Consider the following 23544-nt stretch of genomic DNA (forward strand, 5'->3'; position numbering starts at 1 on the left):
GCACACCATTCAGCGCCCTTCCTCAGCCTTTCGCTTTCTGAGGCTTCAGCTACCATTCTCCTGTTTGTATAAAATACACTGAGTTGGTTTGATGTCAATAGCCGTTTCGTAGCTCCTGGATTTTTCTCTGTGGCCACAAATCTGACTTGCTGGAGAACATTTAGCCTTGCTGCGACCTGATACTCACGAAGTACTTACCACTCACGAATCATGATTGCATGCGCAATCGACTGTGTCAGATCAGCTCGGACACAGTCTCTGCCACCTTTTCCAGGAAGATTCTGTCTTCTTCCGTAAAGCGCGACAACTGGTGAGAGTCTATGTCTATTTCACCTGCGATACTACCACTTTTGAAGATAGGAACGACTATCTCGGATTTGACGTCAGAGCTACACGAAAGGTAATTCGCCTCCCTGGACACATCCTGGACAAGAAATGTCTCTTCTCTCTCTGCAGCCTGGCCACATATCCCTTTTCCGAAAGGTATTCTTGTGTGTTCCGTCTCCTCTCCGGCAAAAGGGCCGAGAAGGAGTTCCCTTTTTACAGATGAGTCCACGAGATAGAATCCGACCCAATCATAGTAAGCGACACTTTCTTTGAGCAACCTGCAGACATCCAAGAGCTTCTTTTCTGCCTCGACTGGTCCTTCGACGATCCTGCTTATTCTCTCCAACAGGGAATTGAAAAGCTGGCTCCTGCTCGAATCTTTGATCACTTTTTGTCTCCAAATGTTTCCTCGATCCAGGCCTTGATCTCGTCTCTTAGGTGCCGGAAGGCGGTCATTATTTCATCCTTAGTACCGTGGAAGTCCATGGGGTTCTCAAAGCTCTTGTGGAGTTGCATTACTGCCCGAGGGAAGAAAGGACAGGTTTCTCTGGCGTGGTCGCATACTGTGACAACGTAGTCGAATTCCGTATCCCGGAATTCGTCGATGCTTTTTGAACGATGTGATGATATGTCAATGTTCGCTTCGCCCATAACCTTTATTGCTTGAGGGCTCACCTCCGTGGGGTGAGTGCCAGCACTGCGAGCCTCGTACCTGCCGCCGCGCGTAGCTCTTAAAAGCCCCTCTGCCATCTGTGAGCGGTTGGAATTGTGGGTACAGATGAACAGGACTTTCTTCTTTGCTGCTTCTTGCATCGGGTCTGACTGTGTCTTCGATGCCGTCCGTCAGGTTCTGAGGGTCATCTCCACTGAACCCTCTGGGCAAGCGTCGATACAAAGGCCACAGCCGTAACAGTTATCCTTGTCTATGGCCAACTGATCGCCATTTAGTCTTCGGGCACCGAAGTAGCAGATATCCACGCACGTCCCGCAATTAGTGCACTTATCCGAGTCAGTTGTTTCAACGAGACTCCCTCTGTCGCATATCTCGCTTGGGTCCAGGAAGTATCCGCAGCAGTCGTCGCAGCAAAAACATATTCCGTCAGTCTCCGCAATGTGGGATTCGTTTCGGAAGGGCCTTGTTACCAAATGCTTCTTCTCCGCTTCCTTGAAAATGTCCTCGACCTCTGCCGGGGAGATCTCTTTTGTGCTCGTGTCGCCACTGCCCGCAATGTCACCCCTGAACATGAGACAGACATCGATGCGCGAGCGACTACACTGTCCGCGACTTTCACGGCATCCGCAGTTCATCACCCAGAATCGGTCGCGCCCATTAATCAGCTCTCTTGCCTGCTCACGAGTGCAAACATAATGAAAGGCCAGGTCTTTCTGATCCATAGTGCCTCCTGTGATCTGGCCGACTCCGGCCCAGGACATCGATTATGGACTCTTTTTTTGTATACTAGGGTGGTGGTTGCTCTTGTACCAACTTCTTCACAAATCGTTTCGACTCCTCAGTGTATCCCAGACTTCTATAAAATTCCCGTGCACCCTCGCGGGGGATATCATTGCTTATCTCTAGTCTGGTGCAGCCGGCCTCTTGCGCAACGATTTCAAGTGAGGTCATCAGGGCCCGGCCGATGCCAGAGCGCTTGTGTTCATTCTTCACCACGATAGTCATTATTCGTCCGATGTGTCCGGGTTCGTGCAGCATCTCTGTAATATGTAAATGGGCAACACCGAGAACCTTGTTGTCCAATTCTGAAACAAGGACAGTATCTCTATCGCTTTTATACAGTATTTCTATTTTTAGCCGTATGAACGCAGGTTTGATGGAGAACCCAAGTTCTTCCAGAAGACCGGCAACCTGGGTTCCATCCTCAAGATTGGCCTTTCTTATTTTGATTTCTTCCACGATTTCGCCTAACGATTGAATGGCACCATTGACATTCGGGGCGGTCCGGCCATGAGCAGTTGGTCGGGGCGAGAGGATTCGAACCTCCGACTTCCTGCTCCCAAAGCAGGCGCGCTAAACCGGGCTGCGCTACGCCCCGACGTTCTCCGTTTTGGTTAAGCTAGCACTCCGGGTTTGCTCTGTCAACTGGTTTGTGATGAGGCTTCTTGGCGAGTGATTCGTAGAACTGGTCCGGGGATTTCCCCATTGCTTTCTTCTCCATGGGGCATGGACTCGTGCCCCGAGCGTTCACTATTAGCTCGACCTTTTCAAGAGCCAGAAATAGAAGACCGGACTCCTCAAGTGCCTCCACGGCCGCCTTGCTTATCAAAGGTGTCAGTACCAGGTCCACCTTAGCATATATGCAGAGGAGGGCCGCGGCTCTTCCAACCGTCTTATCAAGAACCGTAGCGCCAGCCATTTCAGGATAGTGACTTTCTATGCATTCCATCAGGGGAATCAGCTGGTCGTCCTTGGAACGGAAGAGGACGCCTTCCCTGTTCTCTACTACGAGAGACCATGGACTGGACGCGAACTTTTCCAGTTTTTCGAGGAGTATTCTTTCCCGAGCTATGAGAAGGCTCTCCTGGCAAAAAGCTTGGCTATGAGAGGAAGAAGGGCAATCTGGATGGCTATTCCCGGGAGCCCCGCGATAAATGCGCTGGCCAAATAGCTGAATGGAGGTGATACTCGCATCAGATAAACCGCAAACATTACGACAATCCTGCCGGCGATGAGTGCACCGATCAAGGAAAGCCAGACATTGCCGTTTAAGCGGCGCCTGAGTAAGCCGGAGACAAGTCCATACGTTGTGATCTCCAGAGTGAGAGGAAGGAGGACAATCGCAGGAGGCATTCCTGAGAGCGCGAAGCTGATGATAGGGCTCAGGAGTCCAGCGACGAGGCCTGACCGCCACCCAAGAAGGAGGCCGGCGCAGAGAACGAAGAAATGCATTGGCAAGAATGTGCGCCCGGCCACAGGTCCTGCTATCAGATGGGTCGCCCAGGGGACTCCAACTGAAAGTGCAACAAAACCTGCCGTAAACCCTGCAAGGACAAGAGGTTTGGGTCGTTCAAAGACTGTTTCTTTTGCGACTGAAAGGTTTTGTCTGATTCTCAAGGCGACCTCCCGGGTTGCTTGTGAGAAGGGGTTGTTCCTTGTTGACAGGATACTTTTGGAAAAGGAAAAGTCAAGCCATATCCTGCACATTTTTCATCTTGACAATTTGCTAGTATTATATAATATATGAAGTACACAACAAATGATGAGTATATGAGGGAATTGACTAGAAAACAGGCGAGAGTTTTGGAATTTGTCCAGAAATTCATTATGGAAAGAGGCTATCCTCCTACCATAAGGGAAATAGGTACTCGGTTCAGGTTTGGTCCAAGGGCAGCAAAAGAACATTTGGACGCCATTGAGAGGAAAGGTTATATCAAGAGGAGAAAAGGTGCTAGAGCGATAGAGATTTCCTACCATGCGCGAGTCCGTTTTGAAGGGGTACCATTGGTGGGGAAGGTAGCAGCAGGAAGTCCAATTCTGGCCGAGGAGAATCTGGAAGGATATGTTGGACAAGAGGACTATTTTCCTCGCGGAGATAGAGTATTCTTTTTGAAAGTGAAAGGTGAAAGCATGAAAGGTTCTGGCCTATTCGAGGGGGATCTCGTTTTGGTTAGAAAACAAAATGTAGCGTCACAAGGGGATATTGTCGTGGCAAGAATTGGGGATGAGGCGACTGTGAAAAGATACCACGAGAAGAAGGGGAGGGTATCGTTGATACCTGACAACCCTGATTTCGATACAATTCATGTCCATCTTGATGAAGATTTTGAAATATTGGGTAAGGTAATAGGGTTGTGGAGGAAAATTTGATGGTGATTGTACCGCTCGCATTTGATTCGATGGGAGCAAGGGGGTCGTCATGCCTTGTAGAGGTTGGTGGGAAGAAGATTCTTATCGATCCAGGGGTAAATCTTGGTCCAAAAAGACATAAACTTCCTCCTCATCCTCTGGAAGAGGAGAGGAAAAAATCACTCTGGGGACGAATCAAATTGAGTGGAGAAGAAGCTGACATCATCGTTCTTACACACTACCATTATGACCACCTTAACCCTGAAGGGTATGATGTCTTCTATAACAAAACGATCTTCCTGAAACATCCTGAAAAGAATCTAAATTACAATCAAATGAGGCGTGCCTCTCTCCTTTTGGAAGATATTAAGAACAAAGTGCAAGAGATCGTTTTCGCGGATGGGGTAACTATAAATATGCAAGACGTGACCATTTCTTTTTCTCAGGCTGTTCCTCATGGGATGGATACGAGAAGAGGATGTGTTATTCAAGTATTCATTGAAGGAGGTTCGGGAAGTTTTTTATTCACCTCTGATATTGAAGGCGCAAACCTTAATGAGCAGATTGATTTCATAATCGAAAAAAATCCAGACATCCTATTGATAGATGGACCGGCAATAACCTTCCCAGAGTGTCGCTCTCACAGGATTTCTGAAATAGTAGAAAAAACAGATATAAAAAAGATTGTGATTGACCACCACATTATGAGAGAAACTAATTGGAAGGAATATATTGAAGATGCGTATATGGTTGCAAGAGAGAAGGGAGTGGAGATTCTTTCTGCAGCAGAATTCAAAGGAGAAGAAGAAGACCTGCTCGAAGCAAGAAGAGTGGAATTGTATGAAAAGTATCCAATATGAACGGGGAGATCAAAATATGTTATTTCCTTGCCTCATAAAGATCTTGCTAGAAATTGCTTCGGCTCGCTACGCAGGCCTCGCAAAGACATTTTTTTCTCAATGAGTGACGGTAAAGGATTTACCATGAGGACCACCCACACCATCTTCCACTCCCTTGAGGGAGGATGTTATTATTCAAGAATTCAGATCTAAGATTGACGATTGAAAGCAACGCTTGCGGGGAAGAATGAGAAAGATTATTCACATAGACATGGATGCTTTTTTTGCTTCCATTGAAACAGTGAGCAATCCCGGCCTCAAAGGTAAACCAATAATAGTATGCGGGAATCCAGAAGGTAGAACTGCAGTTGCATCGGCCTCCTATGAAGCCAGGAAATTCGGGGTGAAAGCGGGGATGGGGCTTCCGGAGGCTCTCAGGCTTTGTCCCAGGGCAATTCTTGTCGAAGGAACCCCCTCAAAATATATTACTACATCATTAAAGCTATTAAAGACGCTCAGCAAGTATTCGGATCTTCTGGAAATATTTTCGATCGATGAGGCTTTTCTTGACGTCACCAATACAGAGCATCTTTTCGGAGGTGCCAGAACGATATCTAAAGAGATAAAAGAGTATGTGGTGAATAACTTTTCAGTCACCTGCTCAATAGGAATTGCTCCCAATAAACTTCTTGCTAAGCTTGCCAGTGGGTTCTCAAAACCTGATGGACTTTCGGAAATCCAACCAGAGAATGTATCACAAACCCTGGAAAATATCCCTGTGCAGGAGCTCTGCGGAATTGGGGAAAAGACCAGAGAAGTATTATCCAGGTTGGGAATAAAGACCTGTGGTGAACTTGGACGGTTTGATGTGAGGAAACTTGAGAAAGGGTTTGGAAAGGGGGGTAGAATTTTTCGTGATATGGGGCTCGGGATTGACAACTCTTCCGTCCATCCCTATTACTATGAGTCTGAAACAAAGTCTTTTGGACATACCATGACATTGCAGGAGGATACAAGAGACTTAAGCTTGATATTGAGACACCTTCTTCAACTGTCAGAACAGGTTGGAAGAAGGCTGAGGAAAGAGAATTATGCTGGGAAGACAATCACAGTTGTGATCCGATATGAAAACTTCGAAACACTTACTAGACAAAAGACATTTGATCTCCATTTCGACGAAGGGCTTCCAATATACAGAGCCGCAAAATCAATCTTCTTGAGGGAGTTTGACAGGAAGAGGCTTCTTCGGCTGATAGGTGTGAGCGTATCAAACTTGGTTAAGGGGAAAAAGCAGGAAGAACTTTTTAAAAAACAAAGAAACGAAACTTTGATAAGAACTCTTGATGATATTAATGATAAGTATGGTGAATTTGCTGTGACAAGAGGCAGCATTCTTTATACTGGTAGAAAGCAAAGCATAGTTCCCTTCGGGCTCATCAAACAAAAAGGAGCTTAGACAATGACAAGAATCGGCACAAGCGGATACTCCTTCTCTGATTGGAAGGGGCCCATTTATCCCAAGAACATCAAAGACCCCAGCCTTCTCCCTTACTATGAGATAGAACTGGGGTTTGACACTGTGGAGATTAACTTCACATATTACAGACTCCCAAATGCCAGGACTACCGAGGCTATGGCGAAAAAGGTCTCGGACAAGTTCACCTTTGTCGTCAGGTCAAACAAGGATATGACTCATGAAATCTGGTCAGACAAGAAAAGAACTGAGATTATCGACAACTCGGACGTCTTCACTCAGTTTATTGAAGGTCTCAGACCCATGACTGAGAAGAATAAGCTCTCATGTATACTCCTTCAGTTTCCTGTCTTTTTCCTCGCGAGTTCCAGGAATGAGGACTACATTCTACAGTGCAAAGACAGATTAAAAGGGGTTCCTGTGGTGGTCGAGTTCAGGAATAAGGCCTGGATCAGGGACAGGACTTTTGATTTTCTCAAAAACAATGAACTCGGGTTCTGTATCGTTGACGAGCCGCCGCTTCCCAGACTTGTTCCCTACAAGCCGATTGCCACGTCCGGTGTTGCCTACTTCAGGTTTCATGGCCGGAACAAGAACTGGTTCAGAGCAAGCCGGGAAGAAAGGTACAATTATCTCTATTCAGAGGAAGAGTTGAAGAAATTTGTCCCGGATATAGAGAAGATGGCCAGGAGCGGCCTTAACACTCTCGTATTCTTCAATAATTGTCATGCAGGATCGGCTGCAAGGAATGCTCTGATGATGAAGAAATTCCTAGGCCTCCTAGACGAGTTCTCTCAGGGTCAGAAGTATGCGATAGGAGAAGATGAGAGGGAGCCCGGAATGCTCTTCTGAGGGGATTGGTCGGCCTTCTTACCATCCGATTTAGTCCTGAGCCTGAAATAGGCGAGGAGGAGTGCCACCATAGCAGTGGCGACAAAGATGAAGAAGCCTTTGGCAAATTTCTCCATTGGTTATTTCTGAGTGTTGGAGCCGAGCCTGAAACCTTACCTCTTCAAGAGAATAGTCTTTGAAGTCCTGTCAAAAACGGTTCTGCCAGATCTTGAGCACCTGAGACTATAGAAGTATATCCCATTCGGTACAGCATTCTGCTTGGAGTCGCGTCCGTCCCACTCTACGACCTGGTATCCTGCGTTCTCTATGCCGTTTTTCAGAGTTCTCACAAGTTGTCCTGCAGAGTTATAGATCTTGAGCTCAACCTTGCTCCTGGCAGGCAGTTCGAGTCTCAAGGAAGACGTCTCTGAGAATGGGTTCGGATACGCTTCAGACATACCGTAGAAGAGCGGTATCCTTCGCAGATACGCTGACTCTTCCGCACCCACCTCGGGACAGAAATAGACTGTTGCCTCATCTATGTACCAGCCTTCCTCGGTGACATACTTGTCTGAACCGAAATTGAATCTGAATAGGACCGTCCCGGAATATGTGCCGATATCAAAAGTCTCGTACCGCCAATCGTGTGATCCTGAGAAACAGGGTGTCCCGGCAGGAAAAGGACTGTCGAGATTGTCGATTATGGTGTACTGGTATCCTCCCTGTGGAGTGATCTGAGTCCAGTTGCTTCCGCCATCAGTCGATATCTCGACAAATCCTCCATCCCATGCGCGTGTGGCATTACGATTCTCCGCATCCATCCGGTGCCAGAAACCTAACACTGACCCCAGCTCAAGGTCGATAGAGGGTGTGATGAGCACGGAATGGTTGAGGTCGTCATAGTTGCTACCGTTCGGTCCGCCGCATTTCCAGGATGTGGAGTCCAAAGGATTATAGTTTCTGAACTGTGACATGTGCCACTCATCGACATATCCACCGCTGCCCTGCTGGTGTACCCAGTCGCCCTGTCCACTCTCCATGTCGTCATAGAAACCTGCGCACACCTCGAAGGTGTGATAAGACTGATCCGGAGGTTCATAGCTGGTATTGGAGCCTCCGGAGGAATCCACGGCCACAATTCGATAATCAAAGATGTCAGACGTGTCCGCTCCAGAAGCGAACTGCGCAAAATAGAGATCAGTACTCGCGAGCCGCTGCATGGGGATCGGAACCTCGTCCAGCCCGTTTCGCTTGTATTCAAGAGTGACCGATTCAAGACCCAGGTTGTCTGTCACTTCTACAATGGCAGTGGCCGGCCATGCACTCAGGGGCATGTCCATAAGAGGATCATGGACTATTGTCGGGGCCACGGTGTCGCTACCCACGTAGAATGAATATACACTGTCGTCAGGCGCACCGATGGGTGATGTCATACAAAGGAGCGACATATAATAATTGACTACGGTTCCTGCTGGCTGCGCAGGTATGAACGCCTCGTATTCGTCAGGATTCCCCGTACTGTCCATGGCCATCTGCGTGTAATTCGTATCCGGTGCGATGGTGTAGAGAAGCCATATCGTATCCTGGAAAGGAATAGTCGGCACAATCTCAGCCAGGATCTGGTAAGGGTTAAGAGTATCTTCAGTGTCCGGCAGAGGAGTATGGTCTACGGTTGCCGGTCCTGGCCCGATGCCGTGCTTATCAAAGGCCAGATAGATGACGCAGGCATGTGGAGTGCCGTCCCCGAGATTATCGTTGTCGTCATCTGCTATGAGGACCTCGATAAGGTAATCTTCAAACAGGATGGCTTCACCGTACAGGGCATATACCCACAAGCTGTCTGTGAGGGTACGACCTTCGTACGTTCTCAGGTCCCACATTGCTCCGCCGATGATCAAACCATCGTTGTGAGATTGGCCGATGAAATCCTCGGGGTATCTTCTGTTATTGTCGAGATTTCGAAGGTAGCCTCCGTTGAAGACGAGTCCTCCGTCACCCAGATATGGGTCATCATTGTTGGTGCAGGCGCCGTAGTCCGCGAAACCCTCGTGCATTGCGGCAAACTGCTGACCGCTTCCAAAACTGTAAATGTGGTCGATTATTCCGTGAGTGTATTCGTGATAGATTACGTCGCTGAAAAGGGCGAGATTCCTGAACCCTCCGGGGGCGTTGCTCCCTTCTCCGAAGTGGATGTCTCTTCCGTCATAGAAGGCGTTGTCATAGTTTGTGCCGTATCTTACTTCAGCAATCATCTGATAGTCCATACCATTGAAATAGAAAGGTGCACCCTTAATCCAATCGTGTATGAATACCACATGATAATACATGTTTATCTCGTCCATTAACCCATCGCCCGGCGCCGTCCACGCCCAATCGTGCGGAGAAGATGTCAAGGCGCTGTCAGAATGGAGTGCCTCAGGCCCGTCCTCATACATCACTCTCACGTAAAGACCGGACAACTGTGACTGAATGGGATATAGCCCCGCTGGACCGACTTCAATGGAATAGTCACCTATGAGGTCGGTGTTGTCCTGCCCTATGCTGGGTACTGTGACCGTCTCATGGGCGTAGGGCATCTCAACAGGAGTCTCATCGTAGAATTCCGGGAGCATAAAACCGGTAACTGTGCCTGAGACGGCGTCGAATTTGATTTGATTCTCAGAGTGTATCACCTCGTTGGAGTGTGCATCCACAAAGACAAGCCAGTTACCCGGAGGCGACTTAGTTCTCATTCTGGTAGTCCATGCCAGATGGTAACGATGAGGCATCACAGACTCATCTGGATATACAAGGAGTTTGGTTTCAACCAGTTCATCAGTTTCCTCTTTGAAATCGACGCTCTCTTTGGCAGTCCTTACGGCAGCCTGCTCAGATACTGATGGACTGGCATTCACATCAACATGTGGAAAGCATTCCGAGCCGAACAAGAGAAGGTTGCCGTTTTCTGCAACTCTGAAGTGCACCCTGCCCCCGTAGACAGGGACACCTTCGTATTTCTGATCAAAAATGACGTACCACTTTCCTCTGAGCGTCTTTCTGGAGACAGCGAGATTGCTTTCCTTGATGCCAAATAGACTCTCGTTTGCTCTCAAAAAGGAGCGGCAAGCCTCTTCGATATTTGTTTGGTCAACCGTTGCCGTGATTTTCAGACCTGAAAGGAGCGCTCTGTGTGGTATGTCCCTTACGGTGTCCCAGCGCAGTGTCCATTCGACATCATACTTTGAGGTGAACTCCTTCCATTTCTCTGGTACGGGCGTTCTACCGCCAATAGTGACGTAGCGCGACTCCCCTGGGGCTGTGTAATGGTCGGGAGTCTTTTCGCTTCTAAAGCCTTCAGCGTGAAAGGCGAACAATACGGTCAAAGATACTGCAAACAACAAGGTGAGACCGCGAAATTTCATCAATACCTCCGTTTGATGGGGTTTGGAATATCTTCGCTGTGGTTGCAGGTACAGAATACATGAGGGCTCCTAACCTGTCAATCCAATAAAGTAGAGCAATTTGGCCCAGTTCAGAGCTTGATTTTCCTTGCGAGTGTGGTATGATTAAAATATGGGATACATATGTCTGGTTTCAGACTCTGGCCTTGGAAAATGGAGGATTATATGAAAGCCATTTCGTTTCTGGTGATCGCCCTGGCGAGTTCATTGGTTCTCGCTTCAATATGTTCTGGTATGGAAATCGTGCAGTCTGTCCAGTTCTCGTCCAATTCTCTCGCTATTTCTGATTTTGAAGGATACGCCAAGATTAGACTGAAGGGGTGCGACCTGACTGATGAAGTTGGCAAGCCGCAATTACCTATGAAGACGATTCTGATCTCCGTCCCCCAGTTTGCGAATGTTGAGGGCATTAGAGTCCTATCGACTGAGAGTGAAGATGTCCCGGGCAACTATCTCATATTTCCAGCACAGCCCCCGCAGATTCTATCCATGGAGAGCGTTACTCAGAAGCCCGTTGAATTCGAAGAACCGGACCTTGAGGTCTATTCCTCCAGGAACCCCTATCCGGGTAAGCTGGGGAGCGCGGGCAGAACAGGAAATATGCTTGGGTACAAAGTCCTCGGTGTGACTCTCTATCCTGTTCAGTACACCCCATCTGAAGGTAGACTGACAATACACAAGCGACTGGAAGTGAGAATCGAATACAGTATTGAGTCTGGCGCGCTAAGACTGCCGGGCAAAAGGTCTCCCACTTCTGAGCGGTTCTGCAAGAGTGTTCTCAAGAGCCTGGTATTGAACGAGGAGGAGTTGGAGAGTGAGGAGCCTGTTTTTGAACCAGTTGTCACCATGCTCCCTCCAGATGATTATGAATATGTGGTCGTCACATCTGCAGTATACGACTCGGTCTTCCAGCGTCTGGCAGACTGGAAGACGAAAAAGGGCGTTCCAGCAGATGTGGTTACAACCGAGTGGATATACTCCACCTATTCTGGTTGGGATAACGCCGAGAAGATCAGGAACTTCATAAAGGACGCGTATGCAAACTGGGGAACGATATGGGTTCTTCTAGGCGGAGACACGAACATAGTTCCGGATAGGGTAGGCTTTGCAATGGAATGCGAAGCGGGGTTCGACCCGGATGAAGACAGCATAAGAGCCGACCTCTACTATTCGGATCTGGACGGAACGTGGGACTCAAATGGCAATCATATTTATGGCGAAGTTACCGATGGTGTCGATTTGTATACTGATGTTTTTGTGGCCAGGGCTTCGGCTGAAGACCTTTCAGAGGTCCAGGCTTTCGTGAACAAGGCTCTGACGTATGAGAGAAATCCAGTCACAGATTATCTGACCAACATGGCCTTTTTCGCTGAGGTTCTCTGGAGCTTTCCTTACACTGATGCCGGGGTCTTCAAAGACATGATAGATGATGGTTCCGTACCGGCGAGATTTGACATTAGAAAGTTGTATCAGCGGGACGGGACCGAAAACAAGGATACTGTTGTCGCTGAGATCAATCGAGGCCAGAACATCATGAATCACGCCGGTCATGCCAATGTCTACATTATGTCGGTGGGGTCGGGTGCGCTCCGCAGGGGAACTATGGACAGCCTTGTTAACGGTGACAGAATTGGATTTCTATACTCTATTGGCTGTTATCCTGCCGCATTCGAGGACGACTGTATAGCCGAGCATTTCATAACCAATCCAAATGGCGGTGGTATGGGTTTCATAGGTAACTCGAGATATGGCTGGGGATCTCCCGGCAATCCAGGATATGGGTTTTCTGACATGTTCGACATCGAGTTCTTCAACCAGCTTTTCAACAACAACGTCGCCAGGATTAGTGCTACTCTGGCTGCTACCAAGGCTGCGTATGCTCCCAAGTCTCATGGGGAGAACATATACAGGTGGCACCAGTATCAGCTGAACGTTCTGGGTGAACCGGAGATGTTCGTCTGGACTGACTCGCTCAGCACCCTGAGTGTCCGCCATCCGGACTCGATTCCGATGGGAACTTCAGGCTTCGCCGTGACGGTGGACGACGGGCTTGTGCCTGTTTCAGGCGCACTCGTGTGTTTGATGAAGGACAGCGAGGTCTATGAAAGAGCTCTTACTGACGGTGCTGGACAGGTATCTTTTGGTGTCTCGCCGGCTTCACCCGGGCACATTCAGGTGACGGTAACAGCTCAGAACTTCCTTCCCTACGAAGATAGCACAGCGGTTTTCTCCACGGGACCATTTGTGGAATGCTTCAGGTTTGGCATTGTCGATTCGGTTGGGAACAATGACGGTGTTTGCAATCCGGGTGAGAAGATATGGTTGGGCGTTTCTGTCAAGAATAGTGGAAATCAGGCAGCGAACTCAGTTGATGGTGTTCTTTCCAGTAGTGATCCTTTTGTCAGTCTTGAAGAGACCCTCGCTACGTTCGGAGACCTTGGTGCGGGCGACACTGCACTGGGGATTCCTCAATTCGAATTCTCGATTGCGCATGCTTGCACAAACGGGCATGTCGCGTACCTGACCCTGGAGACGAGTGATAACTCGGGTCACAATTGGTCTGATGTTATTGGTGTGACAGTCGCGACACCAGTCCTTTCATGTTTCGGTTACAACGTTCAGGATACTACTGGAAACGGTAACGGGATTCCTGAACCCGGAGAGACTGTTGACATGTTGGTCTATGTCAGGAATTCAGGTTTAGGAAGAGCGAGGGGCGTGACGGCTCTCCTTTCGTGTGACGATCCCTTCATTTCGCTTCCGGGGTCTCTTGCCAATGTTGGTGATATCGAGCCAGGAGAGAATGGGTGGGCCCGGTTTGTTGTGAGCATCGATGCCGGATGCCCGGAGCCTCATTTCCCGTGGCTTGACATCAATATGACTCCTTCTGATTGGGAGACTAACTCGGACAGCCTGTTGTTCGTTGTGGGAAGTCTTGGGCTTACCGATGACGTTGAAAGCGGTGAAGGAGACTGGACCTATGAGGGGCTCTGGCATATCACGGAACACAGGTCTAACTCTGCGACCCACTCCTGGTATTGCGGGCATGAGGACTTGTGGTACTACGACGACCAGATGATTGCCTCGCTCACAAGTCCGCCCTTTGTGATTGGACCAAATCCTTATCTCAGTTTCTGGCACTGGTATAACATGCCCATATACGGTTCCGATGGACTCTATATTGAAATAAACACAGGCTCAGGATGGGAATTGATACACTTTAAAGGCTGCGGAGGTGCGCTTGACTCGCTGCTCCCGGGCAACGTGTGGTTTAAGGATTGGTATGATCTCTCATCATATAGTGTAGGTGACTCAGCACGGATCAGGTTCAGGTTCTTCAGCGACCTGGCTGATGTGGGCGAAGGGTGGTATATTGATGATATTAACATTGGCGCTGAGTGCACGGGCATCGCCGAGGTGATCAGGCGGAGGGCGCTGGGTGGTCCACCAAAGCTCTACCAGAACGTGCCCAATCCGTTCACAGGGACGACGAGGATATATGCGAATAATCCTGCTGCTGGGAAACCAACAGTAAAGGTCTACGACATAGCGGGAAGGCTGCTAAACTCTCTACCGATGATCACAGATGGAACCGGCAAATTCGCTGCTACATGGGACGGCCGAACCGCTGATGGAACCCTCGCACCCAGCGGCACCTACTTCTACCGGCTCGCCCTACCCAGCGGCCCCACAACAAGGAAAATGATATTGATTAGATAAGAACTCTCCTTGGCGGAAGGGGGCAGAGGCGTTGCCCCATGACGCGAGACGGGAGCAATCGGGTGAGCGAGACCACAGAGAGCTATCGTGAAACAGCCATCACCAGGAGCTAGCGAGGTGAAAGTATGAAGCTGAAGGAACTGATTCTGAAAGAGATTGAGAAGGTCCCTGAGGAGTATCTTGCCGAAATACTCGATTTTATACGCTTCCTGGAAACAAAGGGATGGGGAGAGGGGATGGGTACGGCGGTTGCGAGCGAAACGTCCCTCAGGAAAGACTGGCTAAGACCTGAGGAGGATGAAGCTTGGCAAGATCTGTAAAAGGAGATGTGGTAGTTGTGCCGTTTCCATTCTCGGACCTAACGCATGCCAAAAAGCGTCCTGCCTTGGTTGTCGCGGAGTTGGAAGGGGATGATCTAATTCTTTGCCAGATTACGAGTCAGCAGATCAGCGACAGATATGCGGTTCCGATTGAAGAAAATGACTTTGAGAGAGGGACACTCAGACAGAAGAGTAATGTGCGGCCGAGCCGGATATTCACGGCAGACCGCCATATTGTCTTGTATCGTGTTGGCCATCTCAAAAGTGGGAAGACTAACCAAGTCATAGAGACAATCCTGGATATTCTACGCCAGTGAATTGGGCGACCTCTGGCAGAGCGTACATAGACTTCGCGACCTTCACAATCTCCCAGCTCTTGCCTACAACAGTTGCGTCTTGACATTTCTTTTGCTCTGGTGTTTAATTCTCATGCAAAGGCAGAAGAGGCGCCTTTTTCGGGAGCGGATCAAATAAGGAGGAGATGATGGGCGCAACTCTCCGAAGTCGTGTGATCATGTCCCTTGTATTTGGGATTTGTTTCTTGTTTCCTCTCACACCCCAGCCGTCCCTTGCCCAGATCACCTTTGAGAGGACGTATGGCGGGGCCATGGAAGATAGAGCCTTCTGTGTACAGCAGACCGCCGACGGAGGTTATGTTCTGGTCGGACTGACATCGTCCTTTGGTGCAGGATTTGAGGATGTCTATGTTGTCAAGACTGATTCCATAGGTGATCCCATCTGGACCAGAACATACGGAGGCTCATCCTTCGACGATGCTGCATTCGTGGAGCAAACGAATGATCGTGGATACATTATCGCTGGGACAGCCTTTGTGATTGCTGACAGCGCCTTCAGGATCTATTTGATCAAGACGGACTCTCTTGGTGACAGCCTGTGGACTCGCACTTACGGCAACTCACTGGCAGATTTTGGCTCCTGTGTACGCCAGACCAAAGATGGGGGCTACATCGTCGCAGGAGTGTATAGTTACAATGATGTCTATCTCATCAAGACTGATTCCGTGGGGGACAGTCTGTGGAGCGGGGTCTACGGCGACTTCACCCCAGAATATGGGTACGGTGTACAAGAAACAGACGATGGCGGTTACATAGTAGTGGGGCGGTACTTCGCTGGGCCACGTAACGATGTCTACCTGGTAAAGACCGACTCGATCGGAAACGCCCTTTGGACGAAAACCTACGGAGGGGATGATAGCGATGTTGGGTATTGTGTGGAACAGACTGGAGATGGTGGATATGTACTCGTGGGGTATACATCTTCTTTCGGGGCAGGACAAGAAGATATATATCTGATCAGAACTGATTCCTCTGGTGATACCTTGTGGACCAGGACTTATGGAGGTAATTCGCTTGACTGGGGTTACCTTGTGCACGAAACCTCCGATGGTGGCTATGTTATCTGCGGCGGCACTTGGTCTTTTGGCCCTGGCCATATAGACGCATATCTGATCAAAACTGATTCCTTTGGGGATACCATTTGGACCAGGACCTTTGGTGGGTTCAGTGAGGACTGGGGCAGTTGCGTTCAGATTACTGACGACGGCGGCTATGTAGTCGCTGGATGGGCTGCTTCGTTCGGTGCTGGGAACTACGATTTCTACCTGATCAAGACAGACAGTCTCGGACGAGTGCTGGGAATCCAGGAACAAGACCGAAAATCGAAAATCGAAGATCGAAAATCGCTGCAGAATCAGCCAAATCCATTTCACGGTTCCACTCTAATCTCATACTCGATGGCAGTACCTGCTCAGGTCACCCTCAAAATCTACGACATCATTGGGCGCCTGGTGGAGACCCTTGTGAATGAGACTCAAGGACCAGGCCTACACCGAGTGCGTTGGGATGCCAAAGATCAACCCTCTGGGATCTATTTCTACAGGCTCAGGGCTGGCGACTTCACGGCCGCCAAGAAAATGATCTTGGTGCGCTAGTGGATTCATAGAGCAGGGATGGTGTCTCGAAGTCAAGTCAGGGATCCCGAGCACTTCGGGAAGCTCAGTGTAAACTATATCGAGGGGAGCTCATCGAGAGGCACTGTCCCCACGTTTTTTATCTGACTGTGCGGCAGGGCCCGAGCCAAGCTCATATGCACCGCCTTTTGGTTGAATACTGCGGATCACTACCCGACCTTGAATAGGGGGAGACTGTGAGAGGAATTATCGTCTTTGTATTGTTTGTAATGATCTTCGCTCTGAGTTCGGCCAAAGCCGAGGACCTGAGTCTCCTGTACAACGAGTTCAGAGTGCCGACATACGAAGTCAGGAACTTGTCCGTTTCAGGCCGGGAGATCTTCTACGCATACAAAATGGGAGACCATTATATGGTCAGTTCACATCCCTCAGTAAGCATCTACTGGGTCAAGCAAACGCCCAAACTGAACTGGTGGTTGGATGAAGGTGCTTTTCTTGGAGTTCACAAGAGCGAGAATGCTGATTTGGAGACGGAGTACGGTAACCACCTCCACGCTGCGGGGCGTGTGTATCTTACTAGTTATCAAGGGGTGTTTGTCAAGGCGCGGATCTACACACGCTATCACAATGACTGGGACGATTATGTCTCGCTCCGGGCAGGACTGGGCGTGGGAAGAGTCACCGAAGTAACATCCGTTGCGCGCGCCATTGCCGCTTCCAGGGAAGTCTTCTCCGCATCGACTGGAGAGTTATCGAAAGAGGCCATAAAGGATGTTGCAGAGATGATTGACAAAAGGCGGGCCTACGTCGAAGACTTCAGAGATGAGTGGGAGAGCAGATTCTACGGAGACCTCGGGGAGCTGCTTGAGAGTTACGGCGCCAGTGAACTCAGCTTTGCTCAAGCCTTAAAACTGAGGGAAGTGATGTTCAGCCCAGTCTACAGAATCTCCCCGAAGCTTATTGGTTGGGAATTTGCAGTAGAGTATGAGAACAGTCTGACGTACGACGGTGCCTTCAGAAGAAGCAGGGGCTGGCTCCTCACTAATTTCCAATATGCAAGACCCATGGCGTTGAACCAGCAGTTTCGGGCAAGCTTATATCTTTCGCTCCCGTTGGGGCAGATGGACCTGCGTAGTGAAGGCCAGGTGTCATATACCATAGACCACAGTTACAACTGGACTTCCTATGCGAGAACTGGCCTGAGGCTAAAGGCACCTGTAGGAGAGACCGCATCCCACCACTACGAGATCTCGCTGGGAACATACCGCGGAATGAGCACCGACCTATGGGTTCACGGAGGGGCCTCAGTCTCGAAGGAAGAATTCTGGACTGAAAGCGTGGAGCTCGAAGCTCACCTCGGCTTCACCTACTACATATTCTAGACAAAGAAGAGATCAGTCTCAATTCTCAGGCCATGTATGCACGGACACTAGAGTCCGATTTTCAAGATTTGATCGTAAAGAGGATCACGATACAATATGAGCCTAATCAAAGATCTTAGACCGGTAGAGGCACTCCATCTATTAATTCATGCCAGAAAAGAACTCGACAGGCAATTCTGGGGATTGCCGGATCCCAGACGAAATGCACAAACAAGTTCTCTAGTCGCTACTATCGTCTATCTAGCAAATGAAAGATATATTCAACCAAGAAAGCTCAGCTCTTGGGGAGAGCTTAGTTCTTTGGTTTTGCGGTCTATTGCTTTGCAACTAACTGAAAAAGGCAAAGAGATGCCCAGTTCATTGCGCACATATGAGATGAAATGTCTTGAAGCAATTGCTGAAAATCGTGCAAGGGATTTGTATCATGCGGTGAGGGATTTTGATTTTAGAGAGTTCTTGGCTAATGAGGGGCTTCTCAGAACACAGAGACGAAAAAGAGGTGTGTGGATTCTCAAATGGACACATACTGACTATTTGCCAACCGGAGAATATGAAAAAGCAATGCAAGAATTACACGATCTAAAATGGAAGATACAATCCGCCATCCGGGCTAAAAGCCAGGATAGATATCTAATTTCTATGAGTTACGCTTTTCCTAGTGTTGGATCAAATGCCGCTTTCTCAAAATACGCCAAGAAGACTGCACATCCTGTAGATCCTGATTATATAATTATTGCAGCACACGCAGCCAAAGGAGCGCGCAGGGTTGCGGATAGAGTCTATCGGAGCGAGCACTCAGGTTCGGGCGGATAAACATAAGCCTTGGGCTCAACCAAACCATCCTCCTAATCCTTCCTGTCTCTCTCGTTGTTTTCCAGCATCTTTCCATGCTCGCCTTCTCCGATGCGAAGTCTCAGATCTGAGATCTTCGTTCTGAGATACTAAAAGGTATCCTCAGTCGGCTTTGCCTCTCTTCTTCGGCGGGGTCAGGACAGGAAGGGCCAAAAATGTCTCATGCCAGCAACAATGTCTTCCTCCGTCGGCTGACGCCGACGAAGGATTCACATCCTTCTAGGAAGCTCACCGCGCTCCGCTTGTGACCTTCAAGAAGGAGTGGAATTCGCAACTGGCTATTCACAGAGGAAGCGAGAATTCTGTTTGAACAGATTTCTGAACTTTCTTTGGTCTCCTGACCTCGATTCCCCTTGAAATAGGCCCCACAAGAGTCCATAATCCACATTCGGGAGCGGAAGGGCCGTCTTCCCAAGGAGAAGACTAGGTGAAGCGATTTGCGGGCAAAGCCATCGACGGACAGATTGCTCTATTCACCCTTCTTGTCTGCGGTGTTTGTTTGCTGCTCTGCCTTGTTTCCAGTCCCTGCTTTGCCCAGGTCACCTTTGAGAGAACATATGGTGCAACCGCTCGGGAGTATGGCCACAGCGTCCAGCAGACCTCAGATGGCGGTTATATCGTTGCGGGGGACACGAAATCCTTTGGTGCAGGCCAGAACGATATCTACTTAATCAGGACGGATTCGCTTGGAGACATTCTCTGGACAAGAACCTATCGAGGTTCCGACCCCGATCGGGCCTACTCTGTCCAGAAGACTCGTGACGCTGGATTCGTCATCTCGGGGGAGACCATCTCCTCCGGCACAGGGGTTTATGATGTTTACTTAGTCAGGGTAGACTCTCTGGGAGACACGCTCTGGACAGCAACTTATGGTGGCGATGAGTCTGACGCTGGCTACAGCGTCCTGCAGACCTTGGATGGTGGGTATATCATTGCAGGAGAGACAGGGTCCTTTGGTGTGTTTGGAAGGGATGTTTACTTAGTCAAGACCGATTCTCTGGGAAATCTGGTCTGGGCTACAACTTGCGGTGAGGATTCCTCTGACGATGTTGGTCGGTGCATTGTGCAAAGCTCGGACAAGGGGTATGCAGTCGTAGGAGGGACACACTCTGTGTCGGGCTCAGCTGATGTTTACCTTATCAAGATGGACACTCTAGGAAATGTTCTCTGGACGAGATCCTACGGTGGGACTGAGGAGGATTTTGGGTTTTCTGTATTGCAGACTGCTGACGGTGGATACACTATCGCAGGATATACATTCTCTTCGGGTGCAGGATGGCACGATGTTTATCTCATCAGGGTGGATTCGTTGGGAGACAGCCTGTGGGCAAGAACCTACGGTGGCGTCAGCAGTGATGTTGCCTACTCAGCGGCGAGCACTTCGGATGGAGGGTACATCATTGCAGGGGCGAAGCAGTCACCAGGATGGTTTGATGTCTATCTGGTCAGGACGGACTCTGTTGGTGACACCTTGTGGACAAGGACCTATGGTGGATACTGGGATGATATGGGTCGCTCCGTACTGCAGACCTTGGATGGTGGGTTTATCGTTGTGGGAGCCACCTGGTCGTTCGGTGCTGGGAACTACGATTTCTACCTGATCAAGACAGACAGTCTCGGACGAGTGCTGGGAATCCAGGAACAAGACCGAAAATCGAAAATCGAAGATCGAAAATCGCTGCAGAATCAGCCAAATCCATTTCACGGTTCCACTCTAATCTCATACTCGCTGCCAGCAGCCACATGCGTCACTATTGAAGTCTACGACATCACTGGACGGCTGGTGGAGATAGTTGTAAATGAAACACAGAAGTCTGGCATCCATCAAGTCCGCTGGAACAGGAAAGCAAACTCCTGCGGCGTGTATTTCTACAGGTTGAAGGCAGGCGAGTTCGTCGAGACGAAGAAGATGGTGGTAGTTGAATGAAAGGCTCAGGAATCAGGAAAGGAACCTACTTTTGTAGATATGTTCGGATTTCTGTTCTCCTCGTGATGTTCCTCACTCCAGGTGTACTTCTGGCGCAGATTACCTTTGAGAGAACATATGGTGGTGGTCAATTTGATGCTGGGCGCTCAGTCCAGCAGACCTCAGACGGCGGGTATATCATTGCAGGACAGACTGAGTCTTTCGGCTCAGGCTTGGTCGATGTCTACTTGGTCAAGACGGACTCTCTGGGTAGTGTTCTCTGGGATACAACCAGCGGTGGTAGTTCGCATGACTGGGGGTTTTCAGTTCAGCAAACCCTTGATGACGGATATATCGTTGGAGGCGTCACATCGTCCCAAGGTTCAGGTCTGTTTGATGTTTACCTTGCGAAAACGGACTCATCGGGAAACACTGAGTGGGATATGACATATGGTGGAGCCCAGGACGATTGGGCAAACTGTGTTCAACAGACCATCGATGGTGGGTATGTAATTGCGGGGCAGACAGGGTCCTTTGGTTCAGATTTGGTTGATGTTTATCTCATCAAGGCGGACTTCTCGGGAAACATTGAATGGGACACGACATACGGAGGAAATCTCTATGACGGAGGTTGGCATGTTCAGCAGACCACGGACGGTGGCTACATCATCGCGGGCCAAACTGCATCCTTCGGTGTAGGCGGGGACGATGTTTACCTCATCAAGACAGACTCTCTAGGAGGAGTCCAGTGGGACACAACATACGGAGGAAGTCTCGATGACGGAGGCTGTTGCGTTCGGCAGACGAGGGATGGTGGCTATATCATAGCAGGACACACATCATCTTTTGGCGTAGGCGGGGACGATGTTTACCTGATCAAGATAGATTCTCTGGGAAACATTGAATGGGATACGACATGCGGCGGGACTTCCGAGGATTGCGGATATTCAGTCCAGGAGACCTTTGACGGAGGGTATATAGTTGGCGGATGGACGAAGTCCTTTGGTGCGGGTATGTACGATGTCTACTTGGCTAAGACAGATTCTGTGGGGAATCTCCTCTGGGATGTGACCTATGGGGGCTCATCTGATGACTGGAGCAACTCGGTGCAGCAAACCTCAGACAGTGGCTTCGTAGTCGCAGGATACACCAACTCTTCTGGTGCTGGCGGAGGTGATGTCTACCTCATCAAGACCGACGAGAATGGCCTGACAGGCATTGAGGAGACAGGCACGAAATCCGCAGTGCCCCATCGATCATTCCAACTATTCCAGAACCACCCAAATCCCTTCCACCACTCGACCGTCATCTCCTATGTTCTTCCTCAGGCCACTGAAGTCACTCTCGAAATCTACGACATCACTGGACGGTTGGTTGAGACGCTCGTGAATGAGAGACACGGACCTGGCATCCATCAAGTTCGCTGGGACCGAAAAACCAACCCCAGCGGTGTGTATTTCTATAGGCTAAAGGCAGGCGAGTTTGTAGAGACGAAGAAGATGGTGGTGGTTCAGTGATTCCGCCGGCGCATAGCCCACAAACAAGAAGGGTGCGGTAGTATGGAACACTTGAAGAAGAACCTCCTGACGGCTGTTATCCTGATACTCATGTTCCTTGCAGTACAGGCCCTTGCGGAAGAGACGGAGGAAGAATTCAGGAAGATTGAGATATCCAAGGGCTTTTTTGCCCCTTCATTCAAGGTCAACGGGGACAAGCTCGAGAAGAACGAGGTTGAGAGAATGGTGCTCTCTCTTGGGGATGAGGAGGCCACGGGACAGCTGAGGAGCTACAAACTCTACCACTACGCGAGCCTTGTTCCCTCGGGAGTGGGTGGGTTCCTTATGGGGTACTCCCTCGGTTATGCAGCATTTGGTGGTGAATTTCCGACGGCCGCGTTCCTTTCGGGCTGCGGTGCGACTGGGGTCGGATTCCTCTTGGACAGCGTTGCTAACAGCAGGCTTGCAGGATCTGTCGGTCGGTATAATCAGGTCCTCAAGGAGAAGTATGGCATTTCTTTAGTTCCCCAGCCCGGGACATCCCAAGGGCTCCTGTACCTGAGCTATTCATTCTGATCGCCGGGGTAGGGCTTTCCGCTTCTCTCCCTCGCTGGTGATCCGGCGCGGACACAAAAAGATTTGACATTTCCCACGAGACCTATACCGGGAATACTTGGGGACGGTGCCCCCGGCCTCGCCAGGGATCTCTATCTTTGAGACACGGAGAGGACACTTGACATTTTGACAGTTTCTGACGGGCCTGGTCCGCCGCCTTCTGGCTTTTCGTAGAGGTAGTCTCTCAAGGCGTTAGCCCGACGAAGCCACGGAGGGCGTAGTCGGGACCAAAAATAGCTCATGCCGTCTTTCGACGGCCCAAATAGCGGTATCCTCAGTCGGCTTTGCCGCCTAAGGATTAACTCTTTCTAAGATTCGACCTGCGCGAGCGCTTAAAACCTTAAAAAAGGTAATCCCATGGCTACCGCCACGGGATCAAAAATGCCACGTGCCGTCCGAGGACGGCCGAAATAGCGGTATCCTCGAGAGGCATAGCCTCTCAAGGACCAAAAATAGCTCATGCCGTCTTTCGACGGCATGGCTCTTTTTGGTACGCCAGGCAGGATTCGAACCTGCGACCTACGGATTAGAAATCCGTTGCTCTATCCAAACTGAGCTACTGGCGCATAAGAACTTACAAGAACTCAGTTTTCAGTTGTGCCAGATTTGT

The 23544-nt window shown here is 49.6% G+C and carries 17 protein-coding genes, 2 tRNA genes and 2 pseudogenes; 13 read left to right on the top strand and 8 right to left on the bottom strand.

The window, feature by feature from the left end; genetic code table 11:
• Window positions 1-235: 235 nt before the first annotated feature.
• From E3J62_08375 to E3J62_08400, 6 genes are all read right to left on the bottom strand, one after another.
• Entirely contained in the window at window positions 236-676 is a 441-nt protein-coding gene (locus E3J62_08375) for a GAF domain-containing protein (GenBank protein TET45160.1), read from the bottom strand.
• 35 nt (window positions 677-711) lie between these two features.
• The gene (locus tag E3J62_08380; protein TET45119.1) at window positions 712-1140 is read right to left on the bottom strand and encodes an arsenate reductase ArsC; all 429 of its coding nucleotides are present in this window, start codon (window positions 1138-1140) and stop codon (window positions 712-714) included.
• 30 nt (window positions 1141-1170) lie between these two features.
• Entirely contained in the window at window positions 1171-1761 is a 591-nt protein-coding gene (locus E3J62_08385) for a 4Fe-4S dicluster domain-containing protein (protein TET45120.1), read from the bottom strand.
• Between the two features lie 25 nt (window positions 1762-1786).
• Entirely contained in the window at window positions 1787-2317 is a 531-nt protein-coding gene (locus tag E3J62_08390; protein ID TET45121.1) for a GNAT family N-acetyltransferase, read from the bottom strand.
• Window positions 2300-2378, bottom strand: a tRNA-Pro gene (locus E3J62_08395). The genes E3J62_08390 and E3J62_08395 overlap by 18 nt, the downstream gene beginning before the upstream one ends.
• A 21-nt stretch (window positions 2379-2399) precedes the next feature.
• The gene (locus E3J62_08400) at window positions 2400-3284 is read right to left on the bottom strand and encodes a DUF1893 domain-containing protein (protein TET45122.1); all 885 of its coding nucleotides are present in this window, start codon (window positions 3282-3284) and stop codon (window positions 2400-2402) included.
• Window positions 3285-3550: 266 nt separating this feature from the next.
• Here E3J62_08400 and lexA point away from each other — a divergent pair, with 266 nt between their 5' ends.
• The 4 genes from lexA to E3J62_08420 all read left to right on the top strand — a co-directional run bounded on the left by lexA (window position 3551) and on the right by E3J62_08420 (window position 7294).
• Window positions 3551-4150 (top strand): repressor LexA, encoded by a 600-nt coding sequence (lexA, locus tag E3J62_08405; protein ID TET45123.1) that lies wholly within the window; start codon window positions 3551-3553, stop codon window positions 4148-4150.
• The gene (locus E3J62_08410; protein TET45124.1) at window positions 4150-4989 is read left to right on the top strand and encodes an MBL fold metallo-hydrolase; all 840 of its coding nucleotides are present in this window, start codon (window positions 4150-4152) and stop codon (window positions 4987-4989) included. Before lexA ends, E3J62_08410 begins: the two co-directional genes overlap by 1 nt.
• A gap of 226 nt (window positions 4990-5215) precedes the next feature.
• Window positions 5216-6424, top strand: coding sequence for a DNA polymerase IV (gene dinB, locus E3J62_08415; protein ID TET45125.1), 1209 nt, complete (start codon window positions 5216-5218; stop codon window positions 6422-6424).
• 3 nt (window positions 6425-6427) lie between these two features.
• Window positions 6428-7294, top strand: a complete 867-nt coding sequence (locus E3J62_08420) for a DUF72 domain-containing protein (GenBank protein TET45126.1) — start codon at window positions 6428-6430, stop codon at window positions 7292-7294.
• Window positions 7295-7446: 152 nt separating this feature from the next.
• Here E3J62_08420 and E3J62_08425 read toward each other — a convergent pair whose 3' ends face one another.
• Window positions 7447-10674, bottom strand: coding sequence for a T9SS type A sorting domain-containing protein (locus E3J62_08425; protein TET45127.1), 3228 nt, complete (start codon window positions 10672-10674; stop codon window positions 7447-7449).
• Between the two features lie 162 nt (window positions 10675-10836).
• On the opposite strand from E3J62_08425, the gene E3J62_08430 reads away from it, so the two are divergent.
• The 9 genes and pseudogenes from E3J62_08430 (at window position 10837) to E3J62_08470 (ending at window position 22895) form a co-directional block, all read left to right on the top strand.
• On the top strand, window positions 10837-14433 hold the full coding sequence (locus E3J62_08430) for a T9SS type A sorting domain-containing protein (GenBank protein TET45128.1): 3597 nt from the start codon (window positions 10837-10839) through the stop codon (window positions 14431-14433).
• A 125-nt stretch (window positions 14434-14558) separates the two neighbouring features.
• Window positions 14559-14753 (top strand): DUF2281 domain-containing protein, encoded by a 195-nt coding sequence (locus tag E3J62_08435; protein ID TET45129.1) that lies wholly within the window; start codon window positions 14559-14561, stop codon window positions 14751-14753.
• Complete coding sequence (locus tag E3J62_08440; GenBank protein ID TET45130.1) at window positions 14738-15070, top strand: type II toxin-antitoxin system PemK/MazF family toxin; 333 nt, start codon at window positions 14738-14740, stop codon at window positions 15068-15070. Before E3J62_08435 ends, E3J62_08440 begins: the two co-directional genes overlap by 16 nt.
• Before the next feature lie 164 nt (window positions 15071-15234).
• The gene (locus tag E3J62_08445) at window positions 15235-16704 is read left to right on the top strand and encodes a T9SS type A sorting domain-containing protein (protein TET45131.1); all 1470 of its coding nucleotides are present in this window, start codon (window positions 15235-15237) and stop codon (window positions 16702-16704) included.
• A gap of 215 nt (window positions 16705-16919) precedes the next feature.
• Complete coding sequence (locus tag E3J62_08450) at window positions 16920-18065, top strand: hypothetical protein (GenBank protein TET45132.1); 1146 nt, start codon at window positions 16920-16922, stop codon at window positions 18063-18065.
• A gap of 96 nt (window positions 18066-18161) precedes the next feature.
• The gene (locus E3J62_08455; GenBank protein TET45133.1) at window positions 18162-18878 is read left to right on the top strand and encodes a hypothetical protein; all 717 of its coding nucleotides are present in this window, start codon (window positions 18162-18164) and stop codon (window positions 18876-18878) included.
• Between the two features lie 502 nt (window positions 18879-19380).
• Window positions 19381-20538, top strand: a pseudogene (locus tag E3J62_08460) (hypothetical protein).
• Between the two features lie 302 nt (window positions 20539-20840).
• Window positions 20841-22040, top strand: a pseudogene (locus E3J62_08465) (hypothetical protein).
• A 342-nt stretch (window positions 22041-22382) separates the two neighbouring features.
• On the top strand, window positions 22383-22895 hold the full coding sequence (locus tag E3J62_08470) for a hypothetical protein (GenBank protein TET45134.1): 513 nt from the start codon (window positions 22383-22385) through the stop codon (window positions 22893-22895).
• 527 nt (window positions 22896-23422) lie between these two features.
• Here the strand turns inward: E3J62_08470 and E3J62_08475 are convergent.
• Window positions 23423-23500 (bottom strand) — tRNA-Arg (locus tag E3J62_08475).
• Between the last annotated feature and the right edge of the window lie 44 nt (window positions 23501-23544).

The sequence above is a fragment of the candidate division TA06 bacterium genome, assembly GCA_004376575.1.
GTDB lineage: Bacteria > Hydrothermota > DG-26 > E44-bin18 > E44-bin18 > E44-bin18.